Source organism: Thermopirellula anaerolimosa (assembly GCF_054657335.1).
Genome location: NZ_BAAHYX010000006.1, coordinates 1045819 through 1067116, shown reverse-complemented (window position 1 = coordinate 1067116; position 21298 = coordinate 1045819). Strand labels below are relative to the sequence as shown.

Sequence of the window (21298 nt, the reverse complement as noted above, 5' to 3'; positions counted from 1 at the left end):
GTTCACACTTCTCCTTTGTTTCCTGGTTTTCCGGCGTCGCTTTCCGGTCTGCGGAGTCCGAGCGAGCAAATGACCTGGGGTTCGCCTGACTCGCCCTTCTCTTCCACGCGGCACAGGCGGCCGTCTTGCCGCAATCCGATGACGAGGGCCGCCAGGTCTTGGTCCGAGATGCCGCTTTTGAGCTGGCGGTTGAGTGTATCGGTGGCGGATTGGAGCAGGGGGGACTTGTAGATGTCTTCGATGGCCTTCAGCAGTTCGGAAGATTCAAAGAGCGTTCCCTTGACCTGCTCTGCATACCTCTTGAGCCGCTCATACGTGCGAAACCGCGCGCCCGATGGGCGGCCTAATTGCCCGCCGACCGACTTCTCAGTTTCCACAATCAGCCTGACGCCCTTGGCGACCAGCTCGTGATGATCCCCGGCACGCGGCAAGGCGGGTGTGTCGGGATCGCACTCGGCCGCCTTGAGAATGGCGAACTGCGACTCGGTGACACTGTTCCCTTGCTTGTCGATCCAAGCCAGTGCGTCGTTCCCCTCGGCAGTCCGAAGGTAGACCAACACGCCTTCCGGCCTGTCGGCTGTCGGTTGATGGGGCTTTGTTGAGTACACCACATTGGGCATATCGGAAATGATTTTCTCAAGGGAAGGGTCCCGGTCGACGGCATTCTTCCAAATTTGATAAGCGTAGGAGGCCAGATCAACTTCAGTGTCTTCCTCCCCGTCAAGGATGCCCGCCTTCTCGTTGTACAGATTAATGAGCGGCAAGTCGTCCTTCTCGCCTTCAAAAAACGCTTCGTCCGCCCCCACGACCTCCGCGTTCTCACGCAGCCGCGCCGTCACACGCTCGCGGAGGCGGATGATTCGCTCCACGCCGTCCGCGGGGAGGAACGAGTAGCAGAGGATCCTCTCCGACTTCTGGCCAATGCGGTCCACACGGCCGGCGCGTTGGATGAGCCGGATGATGGCCCAGGGCAGGTCATAATTCACGATGATGCTGCAATCCTGGAGGTTCTGCCCTTCGCTCAGAACGTCCGTGGTCAGCAGAACCCGCACTTCGTCCTTTGGAGCGATGCGGTCGCGCCGCTCATTGCTCACGGGGCTGAAACGGTATGCGATGGATGTCGGATCATCGGTTGCGCCTGTGACCGCTGCGACGGCCCCCAGACCACGTGCCTTAAGCTGTTGTTCGAGGTACTCGACCGTATCGGCGAACTGGGAGAAGACAAGCACCTTGTCCTCCGGATGGTTCTTAGTGAGAAGGGTCACAAGTTCGTCCAATTTGGCGTCCCGCTCGGGAACCCATGTCCCGGCGCAATCCAGAACCTCCATCAATGCCTTGGCGTCCCTGCGTAGGTCCTCGGCCAGTGCCTGATCGAAAAGGTCCGGCCTCAGCCACTTGAAGCGGCGCCGGAATCGGGAAGCATAGCTTTGATACACAGCGGCAGCTCGGCTGCAAACCTCCACCTCAGTGAGAGGGCCGTAAGTCGGCTTGTCCAAGTCCTCGGGCGCGTCCTCATTATCGTCCCCGACCTCCTCCCAAAGGTCGTTGTCCTGATCGTTCGCCCACGTATCGAGTAGCCCTACGTCCTGCGTCCCGATCGGGAGCGGCAGCCCATTTTCAATGGCGTGGAGGAAAATGTAGTTGCGGAGGATGTGGCGCTGGATCGATAGGATGAACGAATGCCCGCTGCTTTCAAGACGCTTGAAGAGGCTCGTACGGCAAAAGCCCTTGAGACGCGTTCCGGCGCGTGAAAGATCGGCCAGAACCTTTGCTTCTTCTGGCGTGGGCGGCTTGCGGGGCGACGGCTTCAGGTAGTTGCCCAGGGCGTAGCGGGGTAGCTTAAGGTCGTTCACCTTCTGTACAACGTCATCGGCGAAGAGGTGCGCGTACTGGTCTTTGGGTTCTCCCGGATTGATCTTGAACTTAATCGTCTTCGGCACGCGCGCAGGGAAGTGCACTCGCCGGCCGTCCTCAAAATCGATGTATTTGGAGTTGCTAACAGGATCGTACTTGGCATAGTTGTCTTGAACGAAACTCCGGGTGCGGCGGACCAGGTACAAGCGCATGAGCTCACGCCAGTCGTCGGCGTGCTCGCTCTTCTCGAATGCCGCTAGCGAGCGGACAGGACATTGGTGTCGGCGGATGAATTCGGTCTCCCCTAGTTCTCGGAGAAGTCTTTCCGGCCGGATGCCGATGTCGTCATTCTCGTCAACGAAAAGCCGGAGCTGGTTCGAAAGGTCGAGATAGGTCTTGTTGTACGGCGTGGCCGACAAAAGGATGACACGGCTATCGTTCGAAGCGATGTACTCCGCGATGGCACGGTAGCGCTTGCCCTCGCGATTACGCAGGTTATGACTTTCGTCGATAATGACCAGGCGGAAACGACGCAGATTGGGAAGTTCCTGGAGAACCCGCGTGATCGACAGCACCTTGGCCCGGAGTCGATACCGCTGCCGGTAATCCTCCCACATTGACACCAGGTTCTTGGGGCAGATGATGAGTGTTTCCAGCCCGTAGTCGTCCTCGAAGATACGCGCCAAGGCCGTGGCCATGAGGGTCTTGCCCAACCCTACGACGTCGCCGAGGATCACGCCACCACGCTTATTGAGATGATGTGCGGCGATCTTCACGGCCGCCTTCTGGAACTCGAGGAGCTTGTTACCAAAATCGGCCGGGATCCGAAACTCGCTCAGCCCCGCCCTGGCCTCCCGGGAAAGATGGTAGGCAATCTTGAGATAAATGTGGTAAGGAGGGATCGGCTTCGGCCTCGCCCAACTCTCGTTGATGATCTTCACGAGTTCCTCGGAAATGTCCAAGCAAAACCGGTCATTCCAACGATCCTCGAACCACTTGGCGAGCTTATCGCAGGCATCGTGGTCAAGGATGTCCACGTTGAGCTCTCCCTGCTTGGAAAGCCCCGCCAGGGTCAGGTTGCTGCTGCCGAGGTAGCCGATCTTGGGATTGAGCGGGTCTTGCCGAAAGAGAAGGTAGAGTTTGGCGTGGAGCGGGTGGCGCAGGAACAGCTTGACCACCACCTTCTTGGCTTCGATCTGAGACGCCAGATGGCGAAGCGCGGCTTCGTCCTCGTTGGTCGGAAGACCCAGAGTTAACTGGTCGCGGAATTGCTGGGCAAGCTTGTGCTTCATCATATTGGCGGTGGCCTGATCGGTTTCCTGCTCGCCCTTGACGGGATTCAATGCCTGCTTGAGCTGATCGTGCGGCATCTGGTGCATCCCCACCAGGATCCGACAGCACTGACCGTCGCCGCCCGGCCATCTGTCAACCTGGGAAGACACCTGTTTCCACCCGCGAAGGTTGAAGTATCCGACGCAGAAGTCCGCGCGTTCCGAAAGGCCCATCGCCTGGGTGAGAGCAGAAAGGAGATCCTTCTCGATGTTGTCGAAGATTTGAGGCATGATCTACTCTACCAACGCACTTCGAGAGGTTATGGTAAACAATTCCTCGGTCCCTAGGTCGGTATTCTATCGCACGAGGCAGTTGAGCAGGTACGAGGGCGCACTCGTGCGAAGGCCCAGGTGGTCTTGAATGACCACCGCCAGTCGCTCGTGGGCGCGCTCCATGGCGTTCTCCTCGGCGCCGCCGATCTGCACCACCAGCCGCGCATCGTCCCAGGCCTGCTCCGCCGTGCCGTAGAGGTTGGCCCAGACGTAGTAGAGCGTGGAGATGTTGTCGCCCCGGAACTCCCCCGCGATGGCTTCGCGGGCCGCCTGCTTGGCGAGGTCCAGCAGCTCGGGAATTCCGACGGGCGTGCCGTCGGCTTTTTCCACGTGCTCGTACTTGCCGAAGACGCCGACCGCCGGCCCGTAGCAGGCGACGATGAGATCAGCCCCGCGGAAGCCGTAGGACCAGAAGCGCTTGACCGACTCCTTGACGACCTGCTCGATCTCCTTGCGGACTTGCTTGAAGGACGCAGCACTGCCCACGATTCGGGGGCGACAGAGGACGGTGACAGACGATGCCAGCGCCGACATGCTGGCCTTCAGCGCGAAGGTTCGTTCAGTGTCAATGGGCCATGTCGCATCCACGGTCAGCCCCGACTCAAAGATCGCATGAACCAGCGCCGTCCAGGCCTTTGTGGACTGGTGGGCGAACATAATGGCGATGACACCGCCAGGCTTGAGGAGGCGATGCGCTTCGGCGAGCACCGCTGCGAGCTTCGACTTGAAGTGGGCGTCGGCTTTTTCGCCGTCGCCGCCGTGACGGTGCTTGAGCGCCGTGGCTTCGTCCGTCTTGGGCGTCAGTGGTGTGGCGGCTGCCTCTGGAACGAGATCCCCGATGGCGCGCTTGATCCACACATAGAAGTAGTCGGAAAGGTCGCCGTAGGCGATGGCGTCGAAGTAAGGGGGATCGGTGACGACGACATCGCAGGAAGCATCCCGGAGCGAAAGCGCAGCACCGTCGCCGCGATGTACTTGTGCATGCGAGGAAGGGATCGACTCGTGTGTGATTACACCCAGCATCCAGGCAAGCTGACCTAATGCACCCCCCGTCGATTCAGAAAATGGATTTACTTCCGGATAGTCCCAAGTCATGGGAATGGCTTGGCGACCAAAAGGATGTTCGACGTTCTCGCCTTTGCTATTCCAAAGACCGACATTGGAACAACGAGAAGCGATACGACTTATGAACAACCCCAGATACACCCCCACCGCCCTCCGGTACTCCTCGTCCGGGATCTCCTCCCGCATCTGCTCCAGCGCCTCGCGCAGGCAGGCGACGAAGGTCTGCATGGCCACGAGCTGGCGCGGGTTGAAGAGCGAGCCCCAGGTCTTCATGCCGTAGAGATGGACGCGAATGCCCGTTGAGTTCGCCACGTCGTCGGCACCCTCGGCGTTGATCTCCGGCAGGATCAGCTCGCCGGGCCGCTCGACCTCGATCTTCGCCGCCTCGCGAAACGCCGCGAGGTCGGCCTCCTCGACCGGCCGGTACTCTTTGCCGTCCTTGCCCTCGACGATGACCGCCACCATCCGCTCGCCCATCTGGCCCGCCTGACCGGCTCGGCGAAGCTCCGCCTCCGAGGTCGGCTGCTCGCAGAAAGGACAGATCGCCGGTCCCCGCTCGCGTTTGGTGCCCTCGGTCCTCGTGATCGCCTCGCCTTCCGCGATCCCAAACCAAACCCTCCCTCTCCCTTTGGGAGAGGGTTGGGGTGAGGGCTGGCCCCCTCTCCCATTGGGAGAGGGCTGGGGTGAGGGCTGAACGGAGCCAGTCATCACCCCCAGTTTCCTCGCGATATCCTCCAGCACACCCTCTAGATTCTCCAACACCTCCAGATTGGTGTACCGCAACACGTGAATGCCCTGAGACTTCAAAAACGCTTCGCGCCGTGCATCCCGACGCATTCCTTCCTCGGTGAAATGTTGGCCGCCGTCGATTTCCACAGCGACTTTGTGTTCGTGGCAATAGAAATCGAGGACGTAGCGACCTGCGGGATGCTGGCGTCTGAATTTCAGTCCGAAGAAGCGGCGGTCGCGAAGGATGGACCACAAAAGGCGTTCGGCGTCGGTTTGCTCCCGGCGTAAATTGCGAATGAAGGCGAGGAATTGTGGGGCCAAGGCTGGCTTTTGGCCTTTGGGGTTGTCCTCAGCCTGGCTCTCACCCAGACCCTCACCCTGACCCTCTCCCGGAGGGAGAGGGGAAGAATGTGGAGTCGCTCCCGGAGGGAGAGGGGAAGAGGTGGGCATGAGGTGCATCGTGAGGGCAACCTTTTTGTCCTTCTTGTTGCAAATGAGGAGGCTCCGCAATAGTGGAATCTCGGCGCGACAGGAGGGGTTCGAGCACGGCACGGTCCGCGCCCAGAGGTAACCGACGACCGGCCGGCCGTCCTTACCCGGGGGGTAGAGGTGGCCGATCCTCTCCCGGGCCCGCTCCAGGATCGAGTTCGCCCACTTCTCCACGTCATGGACCAGGACATTGGGAACCTGCACTTCCAGCTCGACCCTCTTGCCGAACTCCTCGACGACGACCTTGCGCTTCCCCGGCTTGCCGTACTTCTGCGGAAACTCGCAGGTCGCCCGCAGGATGAGATAGGCCACCGGGTTGTAGTCGTTGGCGATCGCCTGGCAACCGAGCCTTCCCGCCTCGAGCGGGATCGCACCGCCGCCGGCGAAGGGATCGAGCACGGTCGGGACCTCGCCGCCGTGGGCGGCTCTCACAAGCCCCCGAGCGACGCGAAGGACCTCGCGCCCCTGCGGGTTCTCTGGGGCCGACGTCTCCCACTTCACGAGCGAGCGATCGTCGAGAAGGCATTTCGGGTCAGGCTCTTTCTTCGCCTTTCCCGCCTCGAACGCCAGGGACTCCGGCGACCACTTGGCGATGAACATGAGGAGGCGGTTGCGCAGCGTGTCCGGCATGCCCTCATAGGGCCGGTACGGATCCTCGTCCCGATAGACCTTCCGCCCGCGCGTGTAGTACTTGAGCTCCGCCGGGACGTGCGTCTTGAGATGGCGCTCCACGGCGTCCCGGAACTCCGCCGGGCAGCTTGGATCGTCGGGATCGGGAACGAGCGAGGCGAAGACCACGGCCCGCGACGCCGCCAAGGGCCGCCGCGCCCACCAGAGATGCAACGTCGAGATGTGCCCATGCCGCAGGCTCTTGTCCCGCACGCTCTCCGCCGAGATCTCCCGGATCGGCAGCGCGACCTCGATCAGGCGGGGGCAGTGTTCAAACATGTCTTCCTCCGAAGGATGCCTTGAGCCGTTCCAGGCACGCGATCGCTCGTCGCAAGCTTTCGCAATTCGCGGCGGCTTTTTCCGGACACCAATGCTTCGTAGCGAACTCGATGAGTCGGGAGGCATAGGCAGGTCCGATCGACCTTCCGCTTTCGGGACGCGGAACCATGTCTTCCCGGATCTCCCGGCTTCTCGAGTGGCGTGCCAGGTGAACCATGGTTTCTTTCGGATCGATCAAGCTTTCAGGATCAACCGGAACTTCTCGGAGAGCTACCCGCAGAAACGAGGCGATGCCCCGGCGATCCGCCATCAACCAGGCTTCCACTTCGCGGACGGCGATCCGGAAACAGAGCCACGGGGCCGGATCGGCCAACCATGTCGCACGCAAGGCTGGAGCACATTCGGCGTCCTGATCGAGATCCACCAAGATCACCCAAGGGGAGTGTTGGGCTGCGTTGTTGTAGCCGTGAACCTTTCGGCGAAGACTTTGCTTGCCGTTCCTGCCATAAATCTCGCCCGGGGTGGCCCCCACATGTTGAATAAGCGTTCGAACGACGGCCTCGTCTACGATTCCTTCAACGGCGGCAGTAATGACTAAATCCCCGGGCATACCTCAAAGCTCTCCAAACAACGTCAGTTGGTCGGCCTTTTCCGGGCGCGTTTTGGGCATGACGACCTCGGGCAGCGTGACTCCTGCTTTCAAGAGTTCCGAAATCTCCTCCAGATCGCTGGCAAGGGTCACTTTGGTGCCCTCTAAACTCGGGCGCAGCAAAAGCACCTCGTCGAGCCCAATGCCCTCTTCACCTAGCAATTCCGCTGAATGAGTGCTCAAAATGATCTGTCTACCTGTCCGTCTTTGTACGCGCGCGAACATCTGGGGGATAAAGCGAACCACTTCCGGGTGCAGCGAAAGTTCCGGCTCTTCGAGCAGGAGCGGACCACCTCCTTCCATGACTGCCCAGAGCAGCCCCATCAGACGCAGGGTACCGTCCGAAAACTGCTCTTCCGTCTGCCAGGCTCCCTGCGGCCGCCAGTGTTCATACTTCCCCCTGAGATGAGGGGTGCCGCGGACGTCACGCCGTAGTTCAATCTCCTGAAGCTGCGGGACAGCCACGCGAAGAGCGTCGCGAATTTTTTTCAACCGCGCATTCCGCGTGCGTTCTGGTGTCTTGGCGATCTGTTCGAGAAAATCTCCCCCATACGGATCTTGTGTCCGACCCACAGACCGATCTGGTTCGCGCACCAATTGTGGGACGATGTGCAGGTACCGTATCGAGCCGAAGAAGGCAACCAGGTCGCGAAACTCGCGATTCACGTTTACCTGTTCAAGATAGGTCTGGGTGAGACGTTCCTGATCCTTTTCATCCTCATCATTGGGCCGTTCGAAGATCACGCTCCCATTGCGTAATAGGTGTTCACTTCTGATAAGCGGTCGGCGCTGATTGTCCTGGTAAAATGTCAGTTCGTACTCCCACTGTGGAGTGCTCTCCGATCCCTTAACAACAACTTGTATGCTGATATCTGCATACCGGCGCGCCGCCAAACAACGGATGGCGCTCACTCCGCCACGTCGGTTCACCGCCTCGCGAAAACCACCCCCCGGCGAGGCCAGGTCGCGCAGGAATCGAAACACATCAAGCAGATTAGACTTGCCTGATGCGTTCGGTCCTACCAGAAACACACGCCCCTGAAGCGCAACGTGCACGTCGGGAAAATTCTTCCAGTTCCGAAGCGTGATCTTGCTGAACCGCACCGCGTCTCTACTTGTTCTGCTCATGGAATCTCTCCGATGAAGTCGCCCTGCCGCGCCCAGTCGCCCTCTTCGACGAGGTACTGCACCTGCCGGTACAACACCTGCGGGTTGAGCCTGGCAATGGGGTCCCGGATGATGCGCAGCCGGGGGCGTTCGTCCTTGCAGAAGGTGACGATATAGAGCCAGGCCCGCTCCCCGAGCTGGCGGAGCTTGTCCACCTCGGGGCCGGTGAGGACGATAGCACCCGAGCGGGCACGGCCTTTCACCTCGATGAAGCGCTTCTCCCCGTTCGGCCCTTCCGAGCGAATGTCGTAGTGCTCGCCGTCACGACTCACATCCACAGGCGTCCAGCCGCGGCTCTGCTCGTAGCGCATGGCCACATCCATGGCAAAGGCCTCGACCTCGTCGTCGCGCCGCATTGGAACGCCTTTCGGCGTCGCCTCATCCGTCTCGACCGTGGCAACCGGGGCAGGGACGATCACAGCCTCCGTCAGAATCTCCGGGAGGTCCGCCGTCAGCTTCATCATGAGCTCCAGCTCTTTCAGCCGATACTCCCTGCGAGACTTCAACTCCTCGATCCGCCTGCGAAGCCGCTCCGTTTCCTCGGCGGTATCCTCGCCGTAAAGTTGTGCCTGCTGGAGGTCGTTCAGCTTTTCCTGCAATTCGAGGATCAGATCCTTGAAAGCCGTGTGGAGGTATTCTCGGCGAAGGTTGCACTCCTCGGCGCGGATCGCCTTGACCTGCGCGAGTTGCCGCTCGGTGATCTGCTCGTAGGCCCAGGCCTGGATCTCGTCGAGTGTTCGCGACTCCATATCGGGTACCGGCACAGTTGTCTCGGGGGCGAGGCAGTTGAGCAGGTAGGAGGGTGAAGTCGTGCGAAGGCCCATGTGGTCTTGAACTACCAGGGCCAGCCGCTCGTGGGCGACCCTCTTGTTTGAGCTCGCAGGCTGGAAGCCTGCCCCCCGACTGTCCTCGATGGTCGAACGGACAAGCCACACCCGTTGGGGCTTGGCGAGGTTCGGGTCCACGAGGGTCGCCCCCTTGGCGAAGGCCTGTTGCGACTCCCGGATCGCCCACTCGATCAAGGTGTCGAACAGGGGATGTCCGGGGCCCATGAGCTTGGTGCGTTCCGGGACACGCACCTTGCTGGCGACGCTGACCAACTGTTTGTCGAAAACGAAGGGGGTATCGTACTTCTCGGCCAGGGGCTGCCTCCGCTCGCGCGCCAGTTCGAGAAGGACAGTCGGCGTCGGGCCGATGTGCCAGACCGGAAAGTAATCGTCCTTGCGGATTGTTTCCCCACAAGCCGTCCATGCCCGCTCGAAAAACCGCTGGATGAAAAGGGGCTGCAGCCGGTGCTCGTCCGATACATCTCGTAGCTCGCGCGCCGCTCTCAAATCGAGCCGCGAGGCGAGAGAGGTCTTTTTCTGGAGCGCCACGAGCCGATCCACCCTCTCGCGGGAGGCCACATCGAGGGCCTCATCGGTTTCCCGGACGCCGCCGGACTCGTCCTCACTGTCGATGGCGCGCTCGATCAGTTCCACGAGAGGAACTCCTGCCAGCCATTCGTCGATCACGTCGTAAACCCGATCGGAGCCTATTTGCTCGCGCATGACGTCCAGCTTCGAAAGAACCTTCTGCAGCACGGCGCCCTCGCGAGTGTTCTGGGCGACCAAGTTGAAGACCCAGACGTCGCCGGCTTGACCATACCGGTGGATACGCCCCATCCGTTGTTCGAGTCGGTTTGGGTTCCAAGGGATGTCCCAGTTGATGAGATAGCGGCAGAACTGGAGGTTGATGCCTTCGCCGGCCGCGTCGGTGGCGACCATGATCTTGGCCCGCGTTCTGAACACTCTCTGGGCCTGCTTGCGCGTCTCAATGTCCATGCCGCCATGGATCGTAGCGACCGTGTATCCTCTCTCCTCGAGCCGTTTGGCGAGGCTTTCGAGTGTGTCGCGGTGCTCCGTAAAGATCAGCAGCTTTTCATCCTCCGCCCGAATGACGTCCGAGGAATCGAGCACCTTAAGAAGTTCGGCGAACTTCGCTTCCGTGTGGTTCTTGAGACCTTGCGCCAGGCGCAACAGGCCCGCGACTTCGTTGCGTTCCTCCTCGACTTTGTCTGGATCGTCGGTAAGGACTTGACGGAAGATTCGCTGATCGATCCACTCGCGTTCTTCTTCGGTCAGGTCTTCGTATTCCGTTATGTCCCGCGGATCGCCGGGATCGGTGGCTGCCCGGAGAAGTTTCTTCTTCTCCGCCTCCGATCGGCTGCGATCCCGCAGGATGGCGAGGACCTCGTCGAGAGCGCGTAGCCGGTTTTCCAGAGTCCGCGTGATCGCATAAAGGCTGCTAGCCAGCCGGCGTTGCATGACCATGAGGGTCAGCTCGACGTTCCGATTCTTCTTCGCCTTGGCTTCTTTACGCTTCGAGCGGACGTACCGCGTCACCTCGTCATAGAGAGTCTTCTCCTCTGGGGTGAGGTCGTAGCCGATGGTCTTGGTGTGGCGTGGCTTGAAGAGAGGTTGCCCCTCCCAGTCGACCATCTCCTCCTTGAGGCGACGCAGGAAGAATCGGTTGCGTGCCTTGCTGATCGAACGCTCGTCCTTAAAGTCCTCGTCGCCGGCTTTTCGGTCAGGCTTTGCCTGCTCGCGAATCCGGTCGGCGACGTGTTCGTCCTTCTGGAACAAGTCCTCATCGAGGAGCAAAAGGAGCCGCCGGAAGGTGTCCTTTCGCCCACGGTGCGGAGTTGCGGTCAGGAAAAGCAGATGATCGGTCTTGCACGCGAGCGCCTTCACCGCCTTGTACCGTTCGCTCTCATCGAGATTGGAGCCGTATTCGTAGGCTGAAAGCTTATGGGCCTCATCCACCACCACAAGGTCCCACTGCGTCTCGGAAGCAGCCTTGAGACAACCCTCATTCCGTGCCAGGAAGTCAATAGTCGTGACGAAGATGCCCTCTTTGTAGCGTGAGAACTGGCCGGGTTCCGCTTCAAAAGACGCGCGATTCACAAGCCGCGCGGCAAGACCGAACTTCTCCTGCAACTCCTCTTCTGCCCATTGCTTGGTCAGGCCGCCCGGCGTGATGATGAGAACCTTTTGGATCGCCCCGCGGAAGAGCAGTTCCTTGATCATAAGGCCAGTCATGATGGTCTTGCCTGCCCCCGTGTCGTCGGCGAGCAGGAAGCGGATTCTCGGAAGCGGCAGCAGATAGCGATAGACGGCCTCGACCTGGTGAGGGAGCGGATCGATAATGCTAGAGTTGACCGCGAAGAGCGGGTCAAACTGGTGCGCGACCCGGATGCGTTCCGCCTCGGCACCGAGGAGGAAGAGTTGGGCATCGCCATCAAACGTGCGCTGCTCACCCCGCACCTTGACCAGCGCCGCCAGCTCGTCGTCTGAGAGGGGACGCTTTACCAGCTGGCGGGACTGGAGGCCGACCCCCTCGACCAGCGTCTTGTCGCCGAAGGGAGCAACGCGCCGAACCTCGACGAGTTCTGAGGGTTCCAAGCCCTCAACCACATCGCCCGGGGCCAACCGGCAATCGTTGGTCTTAATCGATCTGAGTTCGTTCTCGCTTAGAGCAGCCATTCCTTCCACGACCTCGCAATCTCGTTGGCCTCGTCTACAGGAACGCCGCTAACCCCCAGCGGCACGTACCGCGGAGCTGCACTCGGATCTCAAGATCCATCTGGCTGGTTTTTGGCGAGGGTGCAATCAACGTGCAACCTGCTGATGGCTCAAGCGTCGTTCTCGTCCTCCTTCTCCGAAGCCCTGCTGCGCCGCACCCAACTCAGTGCTCGCTTCACAGCCCGCACATTCCACCTCCGCGGCGCGAAGAGTTTTTCGTACAACTCGCCAAACCGCCCTCGCGCCTCCTCGGCAAAATCTTTCCACGAGTTGTTGGTGTGCCGCCTGTAAGCTTGCCAGGCCTCGCGGATCTTCTGGTACAGCGCCTGCTGTTCCGCGCTCAGGGCGTGCCGCCCGCGTTTTTTTGCCCGTTTCGTAGGCCGCCTCTCCTGGGAACCGTCCGACTCCATCTCCTCGCCGGGCGTCCTTCCCAGCAGTGCCGCACGCAACCGGTCACGATTCTGCTGCTCCCACCAATGCCGATATTTCTCCCGGCCAGATGCCAGCGTCGCCATGTCGTCATCCCAGCACCGCGCAGAAGTATCCTCAATCCTGGTGCCCCAATCTTTGCCGATTAGCGCGTCAGCCAAGTCCGCAATAAACCACACATTCCTTTCCGCACTTCGCAAAATACCCAGCAAATGCGCCGTTCGATCTCGTAAATAAGACAGCTCGTAAGGAAGACTCACCGTGTCCCCCCAATACGAAAAATGCGGGAACTCTCGCTCCTCAGGATATACTTTGTCCACCTCGAGAAACGCTTCAGAAAAGGCATCCACGGCCTTGGCGAACGCATCATAATGCGGCTTCCATTGCGGCAGCCAATGCCCCGCAGGCAGTCTTTGCCTCCGCAACTCCATTTCCCAAAAGGCCCGCCACGCCGCAGAGACTCCTTGCCCCCGCTCTAGGAGATGTTCTAATGCTTTGAGAAAAGCCTCCGGCCCCTTGCTGATTTTCTCGTTATTCCCCATTTTCGCCGCTCGTCCTAAACTCGCGATTAATACGCCCCTCAACGGATACCGCGGTGCGACCGGAAGCGCGCAAAGAGAAATCCCCGTCGGCCTGCTCTTTTCGACCACAGGAACGACCGGTCGACCTGCTCTGGAGGCGTATTATAAACCGCCTTTGGCCGCAACGGTACGCAGGAGACAGCAGAAGAGCATCAGGAAAAGACTAACGGCCTCGATAGAAACCAAGACCGTTGTTCACAAGCGGAATTGCACCAATGCGGACCACCCCTGCAACCCGTGAGATACCGCCTGTCCCTCACTCGCCACATTTCCTCAACGCATCCGCGCTCTCCACGGACCATCCGCCGGCGAGCCGAATGGGGTGGCTCGCCGGTCGCTTTATTCCCCAGCTTCCCCACTCGCCCTCGCTCTCCCGTGCCGACGCAAAGCCTTTTCCAGTTTCTCGTCCGACCACTGTGAAAACGAATAGCCGAACGTGTATGCCTTGGGCTGCAAATTGGTCCCATACAGCCCCACGCACTTCAGCACGTGGACCGCGGCCGACTGCCGTAGTCCCCGATCCTCCTCTTGCAGCAGATTGGCCTCCAACACCTCCACCGCCCGACCGACAAGCTGCCGCAGCCGATCCACGTGGGACCCCCAGATTTCCTTCTGCCGGGCCTCCAGTGCCGTCCTAAAAAAAACGTCCTGGTTCCGCCACACCGACACGGTTTGCCGAGTCACCCCCACCGCCTCCGCCACCTCCTGGTCGGTCTTACCGGTCAGCAAAAGTTCAATCGCGTTCCGCTGCGCGATGCGCAACTGTCGGGTTTTGTCAGATTTTGTCATGGCACTCACCGTGTTTCTGTATATCGGCGCACTCCATCTCGGCGATCCCTCGCCCACCGGGCTATGTTAGCCATGAGGAACGGGCTTCTGCTCGCAGTCCTCCGCCCAAAAGGAGCTCTCGTCATGATAACCCACCGCTATCTCGAAAACGGACCTCAAGAATAGCGCAATAGGCGGTGCCAACCTCTCTAATCGCATGCCGTGTGGGTATTACGCATTTTTCCGAGCTTGCCTTTGGGGGGCTTGACCTGTAATTACTCATGCCGACGCCGGCTGGACCGTGGCAATCGCCCCCAACTCTTGTGCGAAACCGTTCTTTGCAAGACGTTGCCTTGCAAACACCCATTCTTCGGCACTGGGATCGGAGAATGGCTTCGGACGATTCCGTGTCGAGCTTGCCATCCGCGGAGGCAAACGGCCACCTGCCGGTTTGGCACTCGCCTTACCAATAACCCCAAATGTCGGAATTACCCTCGGGACTCACATCCGCCCCATTTTGATCTACGTCCGGAAAAAGCCGACCCACATGCGCTACCCCGGCGGCGTTGAACCGCGGCCGGTCGTCCGCCCGTTTTCATCAACCGGAAAGCCCGAGAGGTTTGTCTCCTGAGAGGATTGTCTTCTTGGGAGTGCACCGTGGAGGCGAGATTTTAATTCCCTAATTAAGATCTCGTGAAAAGGCATCCCACCGTAGTGAGTGCCCAATCTACATGACGGCCATTGAGCCGAATGTCAAAGCTCAGGGTCCATCTCGCCCTGCGTGTTTGGTCTGGCGGACCCGCCGATGGGGAGCCAACCTCTCTTACTTGGGAATAAATTCACCCGTACTCTGGAGTGCGCGACGCGTCCTACAACAGTTTCCAATCTTTTGGCCAGGGAAGGGTTTTTACCCCGGCCGTTATTTGCGGGAACCTGACAGCCGGCTGCCGCACCGCAAGGCCGAACACCTTTCACGCCGACCGCCATCCCAATCTTTCGAGTGCCCGCAAAACGGCTTGGCGTTGCGCATCCGTGAGTGTCGGCCAAATCACGACGAGCTCGGGCGGCAGACCTTTGGGCGTGGCAACGCTGCGCCCCAAGCCGATGCCCGCACAGCCACCTGAGATGGCCCGACCGCAATCCGTGGCGCGGCGGCCGGAGTCCCTCGAAGCGGTGTCGCCACAATCCGAAGCACTGCACGGGAGGTCGCTGACTAGGTCAAGGTCACAATCCACACCGCCGGGTGCTGAATTTGGAGATGAAACCACGCGACAATCCGGAGAGCCGCATGCGGAGCCACCAGAGTGCGGCATCATGCCGCAACTCTTTTCCCGACCGCACTTTCTAGAACCGCGTTCGAATCCGTCATCGCCCATTGGGGATACGAGCAAGCGGCGCAGGGTTGCCCGACGGTTCGATGATCGTCTCGCCGCCGATCAGAAGGAAGAACAAGCCGTTCACGGCCTCGGGCGAGATGCCGTCCGCCTCGACGACGGCGGCTTTGCCGTCCACCGCTCGGCCGTTTTGCAGGCGCAGGCGGTCCATGGCGATGCGGACGACGCCCGACGGTTCATCGTGCGATTGCGTGCGATACTCACCGGAGCGTAGATTCCGGCCCCAGTGCAGTTCCCCGGACACCAAGGTCTCCTCGAAGTTCGGGTCGGGCGCAAAGGGAGTGCGTGCCGGCATGCCTTCCGTCGCGCGGACGGTGATCGTCCCCTTGAATTCGGTCCGCGTCTCAGTGTCGCGTAACGGATTTTGCCCGAGAACGGCCCGGCACAGGTCCAGCGGCAGGCGGCGTCCGCCGGTATCCAACGTGGTCACGCGCTCGAGCCCGCCGGAGTTTGTCGGGCGAACCGCGATCCGGATCGAGATCGGGGGCGTGTCGGAGGCGCCGGCGTCGGGCCGACACGTTGCCAGAAAGGCAGGCCATCCCTCTTGCAGTGCGGTCCAACCTCGAAACGCCGCGCCGCGCCAAATGATCTCCGTGCCGCGGGTGACGAGGACGCGATCGGCGGAGATTCGCCAAGACGGTGCCGGGCCAAATTGCGGTTGCGCCAAGCGGCGGGCCAAATGATCCGCCCAAGCTCGAAGCGTCCCGGCGTCCAGTTGAACGGTGCGCGCCCAAGCACTCCGCACGAGGTCCGAATCGGTTGTGAGAACCAGCGATTCGCAGTCGGCACGGAGTTCGTTGCGGAGGGAGTCGCGGAACGTTGCCCGAGGTAGACGAACGGTTTGCGGGAGCGGGTGTTCCAGGGTCGAGAATTCGGCGCGGAAGCCCGTCGCCGCAGTCAGTTGCATGCGCCACCAGTCGTGGTAGGCCGGGCGGATGCGTCCGACGAGGATCGCCAGAATGGCGAAGCAGGGCAATAACCAGGCGGCGAAAAGTCCGCTCAGGAAGAGCAAGCGTTTCGTCCCTTCGTGCATGAGACGCCTCCATGCGCTCATGGGTTGCGTGTTTCTTGCCGCCAGGACCTCCGATCGCAGGATCCGAAGCGGAAGCTAACGGTTGCGCGCCATCTGTTCGAAAAGCTCGATGCGTCGGCGAATCTCTTCGATGTTGTCTTGTCCGAACTTTTCCACCAAGGCCGCGGCGACCTCGAAGGCCACCACGTTCTCGACGATCACGGAGGCGGCCGAAACGGCGCAGACATCGCTGCGTTCGTAGGCGGCCGATTGAGGCTGCTTGGTGGGCAGGTGAACCGACTCCAAGGGTTTGGCCAAGGTGCTGATCGGCTTCATAGCGGCGCGGACCACGATAGGCTGGGCGTTGGTCATGCCCGCCTCGATCCCGCCCGCCCGGTTGGTGGGCCGAACGAATCCCAGGCAACGTTCACCGGCGCGACTCGGATCATAGGCGATGGGATCGTGGGTTTCGGAGCCCGGCCTCCGCGCGGCCTCGAACCCCAGTCCGATTTCCACGCCTTTGATCGCCTGCACGGCCATTACGGCCTGCGCCAGTCGCCCGTCGAGTTTGCGGTCCCACTGGGCATGGGTTCCCAGCCCGAACGGGACGTTTTCGACGCGGACTTCGACGATGCCGCCCAGGGTGTCGCCTTGTTTTCGGCACGAGTCGATGAACCGGACGGCCTCGTCGTCTTTTTCGGGCGCAAGGCTGTAGAGTGGCGATTGATCGCGGATGGCGCGTAGTTCCTCGAGGCTGCCCTGCCGGGGCGGCAGATCGGTCGGCCCCAAGCCGACGACGTAGCCGAGGAGGTCGATTCCGACGGCGGCGAGCAATTGACGGGCCAAGGCGCCGGCAGCCACCCGACCGACCGTTTCCCGGGCGCTCGCACGCTCCAGGATGGCGCGGACGGAACTGAGGTACTTGATGGAACCGCTCAAATCGCCGTGCCCGGGGCGAGGGCGATCCAGATCGTCCATCTTCTCGATCTTGTAATCGTTATTCTTGACCCAAAGGGCGATCGGGCTGCCCAGGGTCATGCCGCGCCAGGTGCCGGACAGGACTTCCACGCGGTCTTGTTCCAGACGCTGCCGTCCGCCGCGACCGTAACCGCCTTGCCGGCGTTCCAGTTCGCGGTCGATCACGGCGGTATCTAAGGCAAGCCCGCAAGGAAAGCCGTCGACGACCGCCAAGATGCCTTTTCCGTGAGACTCGCCTGCCGTCCAATATCGAAGCATGCGTGGGTCCGAATTCTGGGTAACGCTGAAAAAGTCATGGGAGGTGATGATGCTTGCGCTGCCGTAGGAAAAGACGCTGCTACACAGCTCCCTTCGCTCGCCTTGATCGCATCACGGCGCGGCATCAACTCGGGGTGGAGGTCGCCGCGGACCTGCCATCCGCAGACCCGAGGTGGCTCGGTACATTTCAGTTGCGACTTGCGGACAAGCCGCATTTGCCCATTTTATTCAATCCCCCGAAAACGGCACAGGCCGATTCGAGTCGGGCCGACGGGCTTGGCTCGGCTCCACTACCGGCGACGGAGAGGACGAACCATCGGGAGCGGCGGCGACGACCGGCGCTGGGTTGCGCCGAATTCGGCCGTACCGCTGACTCCACGCGGGAACGACGCCGGCGCACCGGTTCATACTGCGGCGACGCGCCGAACGGGGCGCGTCGATGGGCGAGCGGCGGGCCTGCGGCGTCACTCGGGTCGAAATCGTGTGCCCGTCAGTCGCTCGAAGGCCTCGATGTACTTGGCCTGGGTCTTGCTTACGATGTCGTCCGGGAGTTCGGGAGGCGGGCTATTCTTGTCCCAACCCACATGTTCCAGCCAATCGCGAACGAACTGCTTGTCGAACGACATTTGCGGTCGTCCGGGGTCGTACTGTTCCACCGGCCAGAACCGGGAACTGTCGGGCGTCAAGACTTCGTCGATCAGAATCAGTTCGCCGTCGTACCACCCCCATTCGAACTTGGTATCGGCGATGATGATCCCTCGTTCGCGTGCGTACTCCGCTCCCCGCTCGAAGATGGCGATGCTGCGACGTTTCAATTCCTCCGCCGTGTCCCGACCGACGACTTCGACCACTTGCTCGAACGAGATATTTTCGTCGTGGCCGGTCTCGGCCTTGGTGGCGGGGGTGAAAATCGGTTCGGGGAGTTCCTGGCTCTCCGCTAGGCCCTGCGGCAGGGGAATTCCGCATACTCTGCCGTTCTTTTGATACTCCTTCCAGCCCGATCCCGACAGGTAACCGCGGACCACACACTCGATGGGGACGACTTTCGTCTTTTTGACCTTGGCCGTCCGACCGCGCAAGGCGGCGAGATCGACGGTCGCGGGTAAGCCCATTTCGTCCACGTTGGTCGTGATGATGTGATTCGGCTCGTCGATCAGGCCGAACCAAAAGGCCGAGATGCGGTTCAGGATCTGCCCCTTGTAGGGGATGCCCGTCGGCAGGACCCAGTCGAATGCCGAAATGCGATCCGTACTTACCAGCAACAATGAATCCCCCAAGTCGTAAATGTCGCGAACCTTGCCTCGGCGAACCGGTAGGCCGGGGAGTTCCGATTGCAGGAGGGGTGTTGACATGCCCGAGGTCCCTTGTGTTCCAAATTCCGGGTTTCCGTGCGACTTTGCCCTTGGAAAATGCCGCGCCCCGTCCGTGATGACCGGGCGGGCGATCCACGCTATCGAAGATTGAAAAGGAGCGGTCGGTTCCGTCACCTTTCGTCGGCGTTTATTATACCGCTCCCGCGGTTGGAGTGGCTATCCCCAGAGGAATTACAGACCGCGATGGTTGGGGGCCATAACCGGCGGCTTTCCGGCGTACAATGGAAGGAGGCCCCGGGCGACCGGCGGGTTCGTGGTGAGTGTGCGTGGATCGGGCTTGGGATGCCGCCAGGATTGGGAGAAATGCCGGTGCAACGAGTTGTGGGCGCGTCGCGGGACTTCGAACTGGTCAGCCCGTTCCAACCGGCAGGCGATCAGCCCCGCGCGATCGAGGAATTGTGTCGGGGATTGCAAGAGGACAGGCGGGCGCAGGTGCTATTGGGGGTGACCGGTTCGGGCAAGACGTTCACCATGGCGAACGTCATTCAGCGGGCGCAGCGTCCCACGTTGGTCATGTCGCACAACAAAACGCTCGCCGCTCAGTTGTACGCGGAATTTCGCGAATTCTTTCCGCGCAACGCCGTCCATTATTTCGTCAGCTATTACGACTACTATCAGCCCGAGGCGTACATTCCGCAGCGCGACATCTACATCGAGAAGGACGCCTCGATCAACGAAGAGATCGACCGCCTCCGCTTGGCGGCAACCAGCGCGCTGATGACGCGCCGCGACGTCCTGATTGTGGCCAGCGTGTCGTGCATCTACGGTCTGGGTTCGCCGGAGGACTATCGTTCGATGATGGTCTCGGTGATGCGCGGAGCCTATCTGGATCGCGACGCCATGCTTTCGCGGTTGGTGGACATCCAGTACGAGCGTACGGACGTTGATTTTCAGCACGGCAAGTTCCGGGTCCGCGGGGATTGCGTGGAGGTTTTTCCCTCGTATGAGGAATTCGCCTATCGGATCGAGTTTTGGGGGGATGAGATCGAGCAGGTGTCGGCCATTCACCCGTTGACGGGCGAAGTGCTGGAGCGGTTGGATCAAGTGTTCATTTATCCGGCCAAACATTTCGTCCTGCCCGAGGAGCGCATCGAAAATGCCTTGGCGTCGATCCGTGCCGAGTTGGAGGAGCGAGTGGCCGAACTGAAATCGGCGGGCAAACTCTTGGAAGCGCAACGCCTGAGCGCGCGAACGCGTTACGACATGGAGTTGCTGCAAGAGGTGGGCTATTGCCCGGGGATCGAGAATTACAGTCGTCACTTGGCGGGTCGCGCGCCGGGCAGTCCGCCCGACACGCTTTTCAGCTTCTTTCCCGACGACTTTCTGCTCTTCGTGGACGAATCCCATGTTACGGTACCGCAGATTCGCGGCATGTACGGGGGGGACTTCAGTCGGAAAAAGACGCTCGTGGAACATGGGTTCCGATTGCCGTCGGCCCTGGATAACCGCCCGCTACGGTTTGAGGAGTGGGAACGGAAAATCCGCAACGTGATCTTCGTTTCCGCCACGCCCGGACCGTACGAGTTGGAACAGAGCGGCGGTCGAGTTGTGGAACAACTGATTCGACCGACGGGCTTGCTCGATCCCGAAATCGAGATTCTCCCGGCACGCAATCAAGTGCCGCACTTGCTCGAAGTCGTGCGGAAAACGGCCGAGAAGGGCGAACGCACGCTAGTGACCACGCTCACCAAGCGCATGGCCGAGGACTTGGCCGACTACTTCGCCAAGCAAGGCGTGCGGTGCAAGTGGCTGCACAGCGAATTGGACACCTTCGAACGGGTGGAATTGCTGCGCGATCTGCGATTGGGACAGTTCGACGTTTTGGTCGGCGTCAATCTCTTGCGCGAGGGCTTGGATTTGCCGGAGGTTTCGCTGGTGGCCATCATGGACGCCGACAAAGAGGGATTCTTGCGAAGCGAAACCTCCCTCATCCAGACCATCGGTCGCTGCGCTCGAAACATCAACGCCAAGGTCTTGCTCTACGCGGACAAGGTAACGGACTCGATGCAGCGGGCGGTGGAGGAAACGCGTCGCCGCCGTCAATTACAGGAGGAATACAATCGGCGGCATAACATCACGCCGGAGACGATCCGGAAGAATCTTCATCGCGGCATCGAGGCGGAGGCGGCGGCCCATGCCAAGACCTACGAATTGCTCCATCAAGACGAGGAAAAGTTCGTAACGCAGGAGTACTTGAACGAATTGGAGGCGGAGATGCTTGCCGCCGCGGAGGCCCTGGAGTTCGAACGCGCCGCCGAATTGCGGGACCGCATCACGGAACTGCGCGGCAAGATCGGTCAACCCTTGAAGTCATCGAGTGGAAAACGCCGATCGGCGCGAAACGAAGAATCGAAACCGCTGTTCGGCCCTCGGCGGAAGGGAAAACGCCGGGGACGCTGAGAGACGTGCGGATCGGGTGAAATTAAGGAAACGGCGA

Annotated in this window: 11 protein-coding genes; 1 reads left to right on the top strand and 10 read right to left on the bottom strand. The window is 60.8% G+C overall.

Annotation, left to right across the window (positions count from 1 at the left end):
- Positions 1–2: 2 nt before the first annotated feature.
- The 10 genes from ACYQ6J_RS10035 to ACYQ6J_RS09990 all read right to left on the bottom strand — a co-directional run bounded on the left by ACYQ6J_RS10035 (position 3) and on the right by ACYQ6J_RS09990 (position 18840).
- Positions 3–3416 (bottom strand): helicase-related protein, encoded by a 3414-nt coding sequence (locus ACYQ6J_RS10035; protein WP_460184046.1) that lies wholly within the window; start codon positions 3414–3416, stop codon positions 3–5.
- A 66-nt stretch (positions 3417–3482) separates the two neighbouring features.
- Entirely contained in the window at positions 3483–6689 is a 3207-nt protein-coding gene (locus ACYQ6J_RS10030; protein WP_460184045.1) for a DUF559 domain-containing protein, read from the bottom strand.
- A complete protein-coding gene (locus tag ACYQ6J_RS10025) occupies positions 6682–7299 on the bottom strand; it encodes a hypothetical protein (RefSeq protein ID WP_460184044.1) in 618 nt (205 codons plus the stop codon). The genes ACYQ6J_RS10030 and ACYQ6J_RS10025 overlap by 8 nt, the downstream gene beginning before the upstream one ends.
- Positions 7300–7302: 3 nt before the next feature.
- The gene (locus tag ACYQ6J_RS10020; RefSeq protein WP_460184043.1) at positions 7303–8466 is read right to left on the bottom strand and encodes an AAA family ATPase; all 1164 of its coding nucleotides are present in this window, start codon (positions 8464–8466) and stop codon (positions 7303–7305) included.
- On the bottom strand, positions 8463–12029 hold the full coding sequence (locus ACYQ6J_RS10015) for a helicase-related protein (RefSeq protein WP_460184042.1): 3567 nt from the start codon (positions 12027–12029) through the stop codon (positions 8463–8465). The genes ACYQ6J_RS10020 and ACYQ6J_RS10015 overlap by 4 nt, the downstream gene beginning before the upstream one ends.
- A gap of 149 nt (positions 12030–12178) precedes the next feature.
- Positions 12179–13039 carry a hypothetical protein gene (locus ACYQ6J_RS10010; RefSeq protein WP_460184041.1) on the bottom strand — a complete coding sequence of 287 codons (861 nt, stop codon included), beginning with the start codon at positions 13037–13039 and terminating at the stop codon, positions 12179–12181.
- Between the two features lie 378 nt (positions 13040–13417).
- Positions 13418–13867, bottom strand: a complete 450-nt coding sequence (locus tag ACYQ6J_RS10005; protein ID WP_460184040.1) for a helix-turn-helix domain-containing protein — start codon at positions 13865–13867, stop codon at positions 13418–13420.
- Positions 13868–15211: 1344 nt separating this feature from the next.
- A complete protein-coding gene (locus ACYQ6J_RS10000) occupies positions 15212–16273 on the bottom strand; it encodes a hypothetical protein (RefSeq protein ID WP_460184039.1) in 1062 nt (353 codons plus the stop codon).
- Positions 16274–16348: 75 nt separating this feature from the next.
- A complete protein-coding gene (gene aroC, locus ACYQ6J_RS09995; RefSeq protein ID WP_460184038.1) occupies positions 16349–17488 on the bottom strand; it encodes a chorismate synthase in 1140 nt (379 codons plus the stop codon).
- Between the two features lie 464 nt (positions 17489–17952).
- Entirely contained in the window at positions 17953–18840 is an 888-nt protein-coding gene (locus ACYQ6J_RS09990) for a phosphoribosylaminoimidazolesuccinocarboxamide synthase (RefSeq protein ID WP_460184037.1), read from the bottom strand.
- A 324-nt stretch (positions 18841–19164) separates the two neighbouring features.
- Here ACYQ6J_RS09990 and uvrB point away from each other — a divergent pair, with 324 nt between their 5' ends.
- Entirely contained in the window at positions 19165–21261 is a 2097-nt protein-coding gene (uvrB, locus tag ACYQ6J_RS09985; protein ID WP_460184036.1) for an excinuclease ABC subunit UvrB, read from the top strand.
- Positions 21262–21298 lie beyond the last annotated feature (37 nt).

Bases quoted from the DNA above. Each gene is read 5' to 3' on its own strand.
- ACYQ6J_RS09990 (WP_460184037.1), bottom strand. From the start codon at position 18,840: ATGTCAACACCCCTCCTGCAATCGGAACTCCCCGGCCTACCGGTTCGC.
- ACYQ6J_RS10000 (WP_460184039.1), bottom strand. From the start codon at position 16,273: ATGCACGAAGGGACGAAACGCTTGCTCTTCCTGAGCGGACTTTTCGCC.
- ACYQ6J_RS10010 (WP_460184041.1), bottom strand. From the start codon at position 13,039: ATGGGGAATAACGAGAAAATCAGCAAGGGGCCGGAGGCTTTTCTCAAA.
- ACYQ6J_RS10025 (WP_460184044.1), bottom strand. From the start codon at position 7,299: ATGCCCGGGGATTTAGTCATTACTGCCGCCGTTGAAGGAATCGTAGAC.
- aroC (WP_460184038.1), bottom strand. From the start codon at position 17,488: ATGCTTCGATATTGGACGGCAGGCGAGTCTCACGGAAAAGGCATCTTG.
- ACYQ6J_RS10035 (WP_460184046.1), bottom strand. From the start codon at position 3,416: ATGCCTCAAATCTTCGACAACATCGAGAAGGATCTCCTTTCTGCTCTC.
- ACYQ6J_RS10005 (WP_460184040.1), bottom strand. From the start codon at position 13,867: ATGACAAAATCTGACAAAACCCGACAGTTGCGCATCGCGCAGCGGAAC.
- uvrB (WP_460184036.1), top strand. From the start codon at position 19,165: ATGCCGGTGCAACGAGTTGTGGGCGCGTCGCGGGACTTCGAACTGGTC.
- ACYQ6J_RS10030 (WP_460184045.1), bottom strand. From the start codon at position 6,689: ATGTTTGAACACTGCCCCCGCCTGATCGAGGTCGCGCTGCCGATCCGG.
- ACYQ6J_RS10015 (WP_460184042.1), bottom strand. From the start codon at position 12,029: ATGGCTGCTCTAAGCGAGAACGAACTCAGATCGATTAAGACCAACGAT.
- ACYQ6J_RS10020 (WP_460184043.1), bottom strand. From the start codon at position 8,466: ATGAGCAGAACAAGTAGAGACGCGGTGCGGTTCAGCAAGATCACGCTT.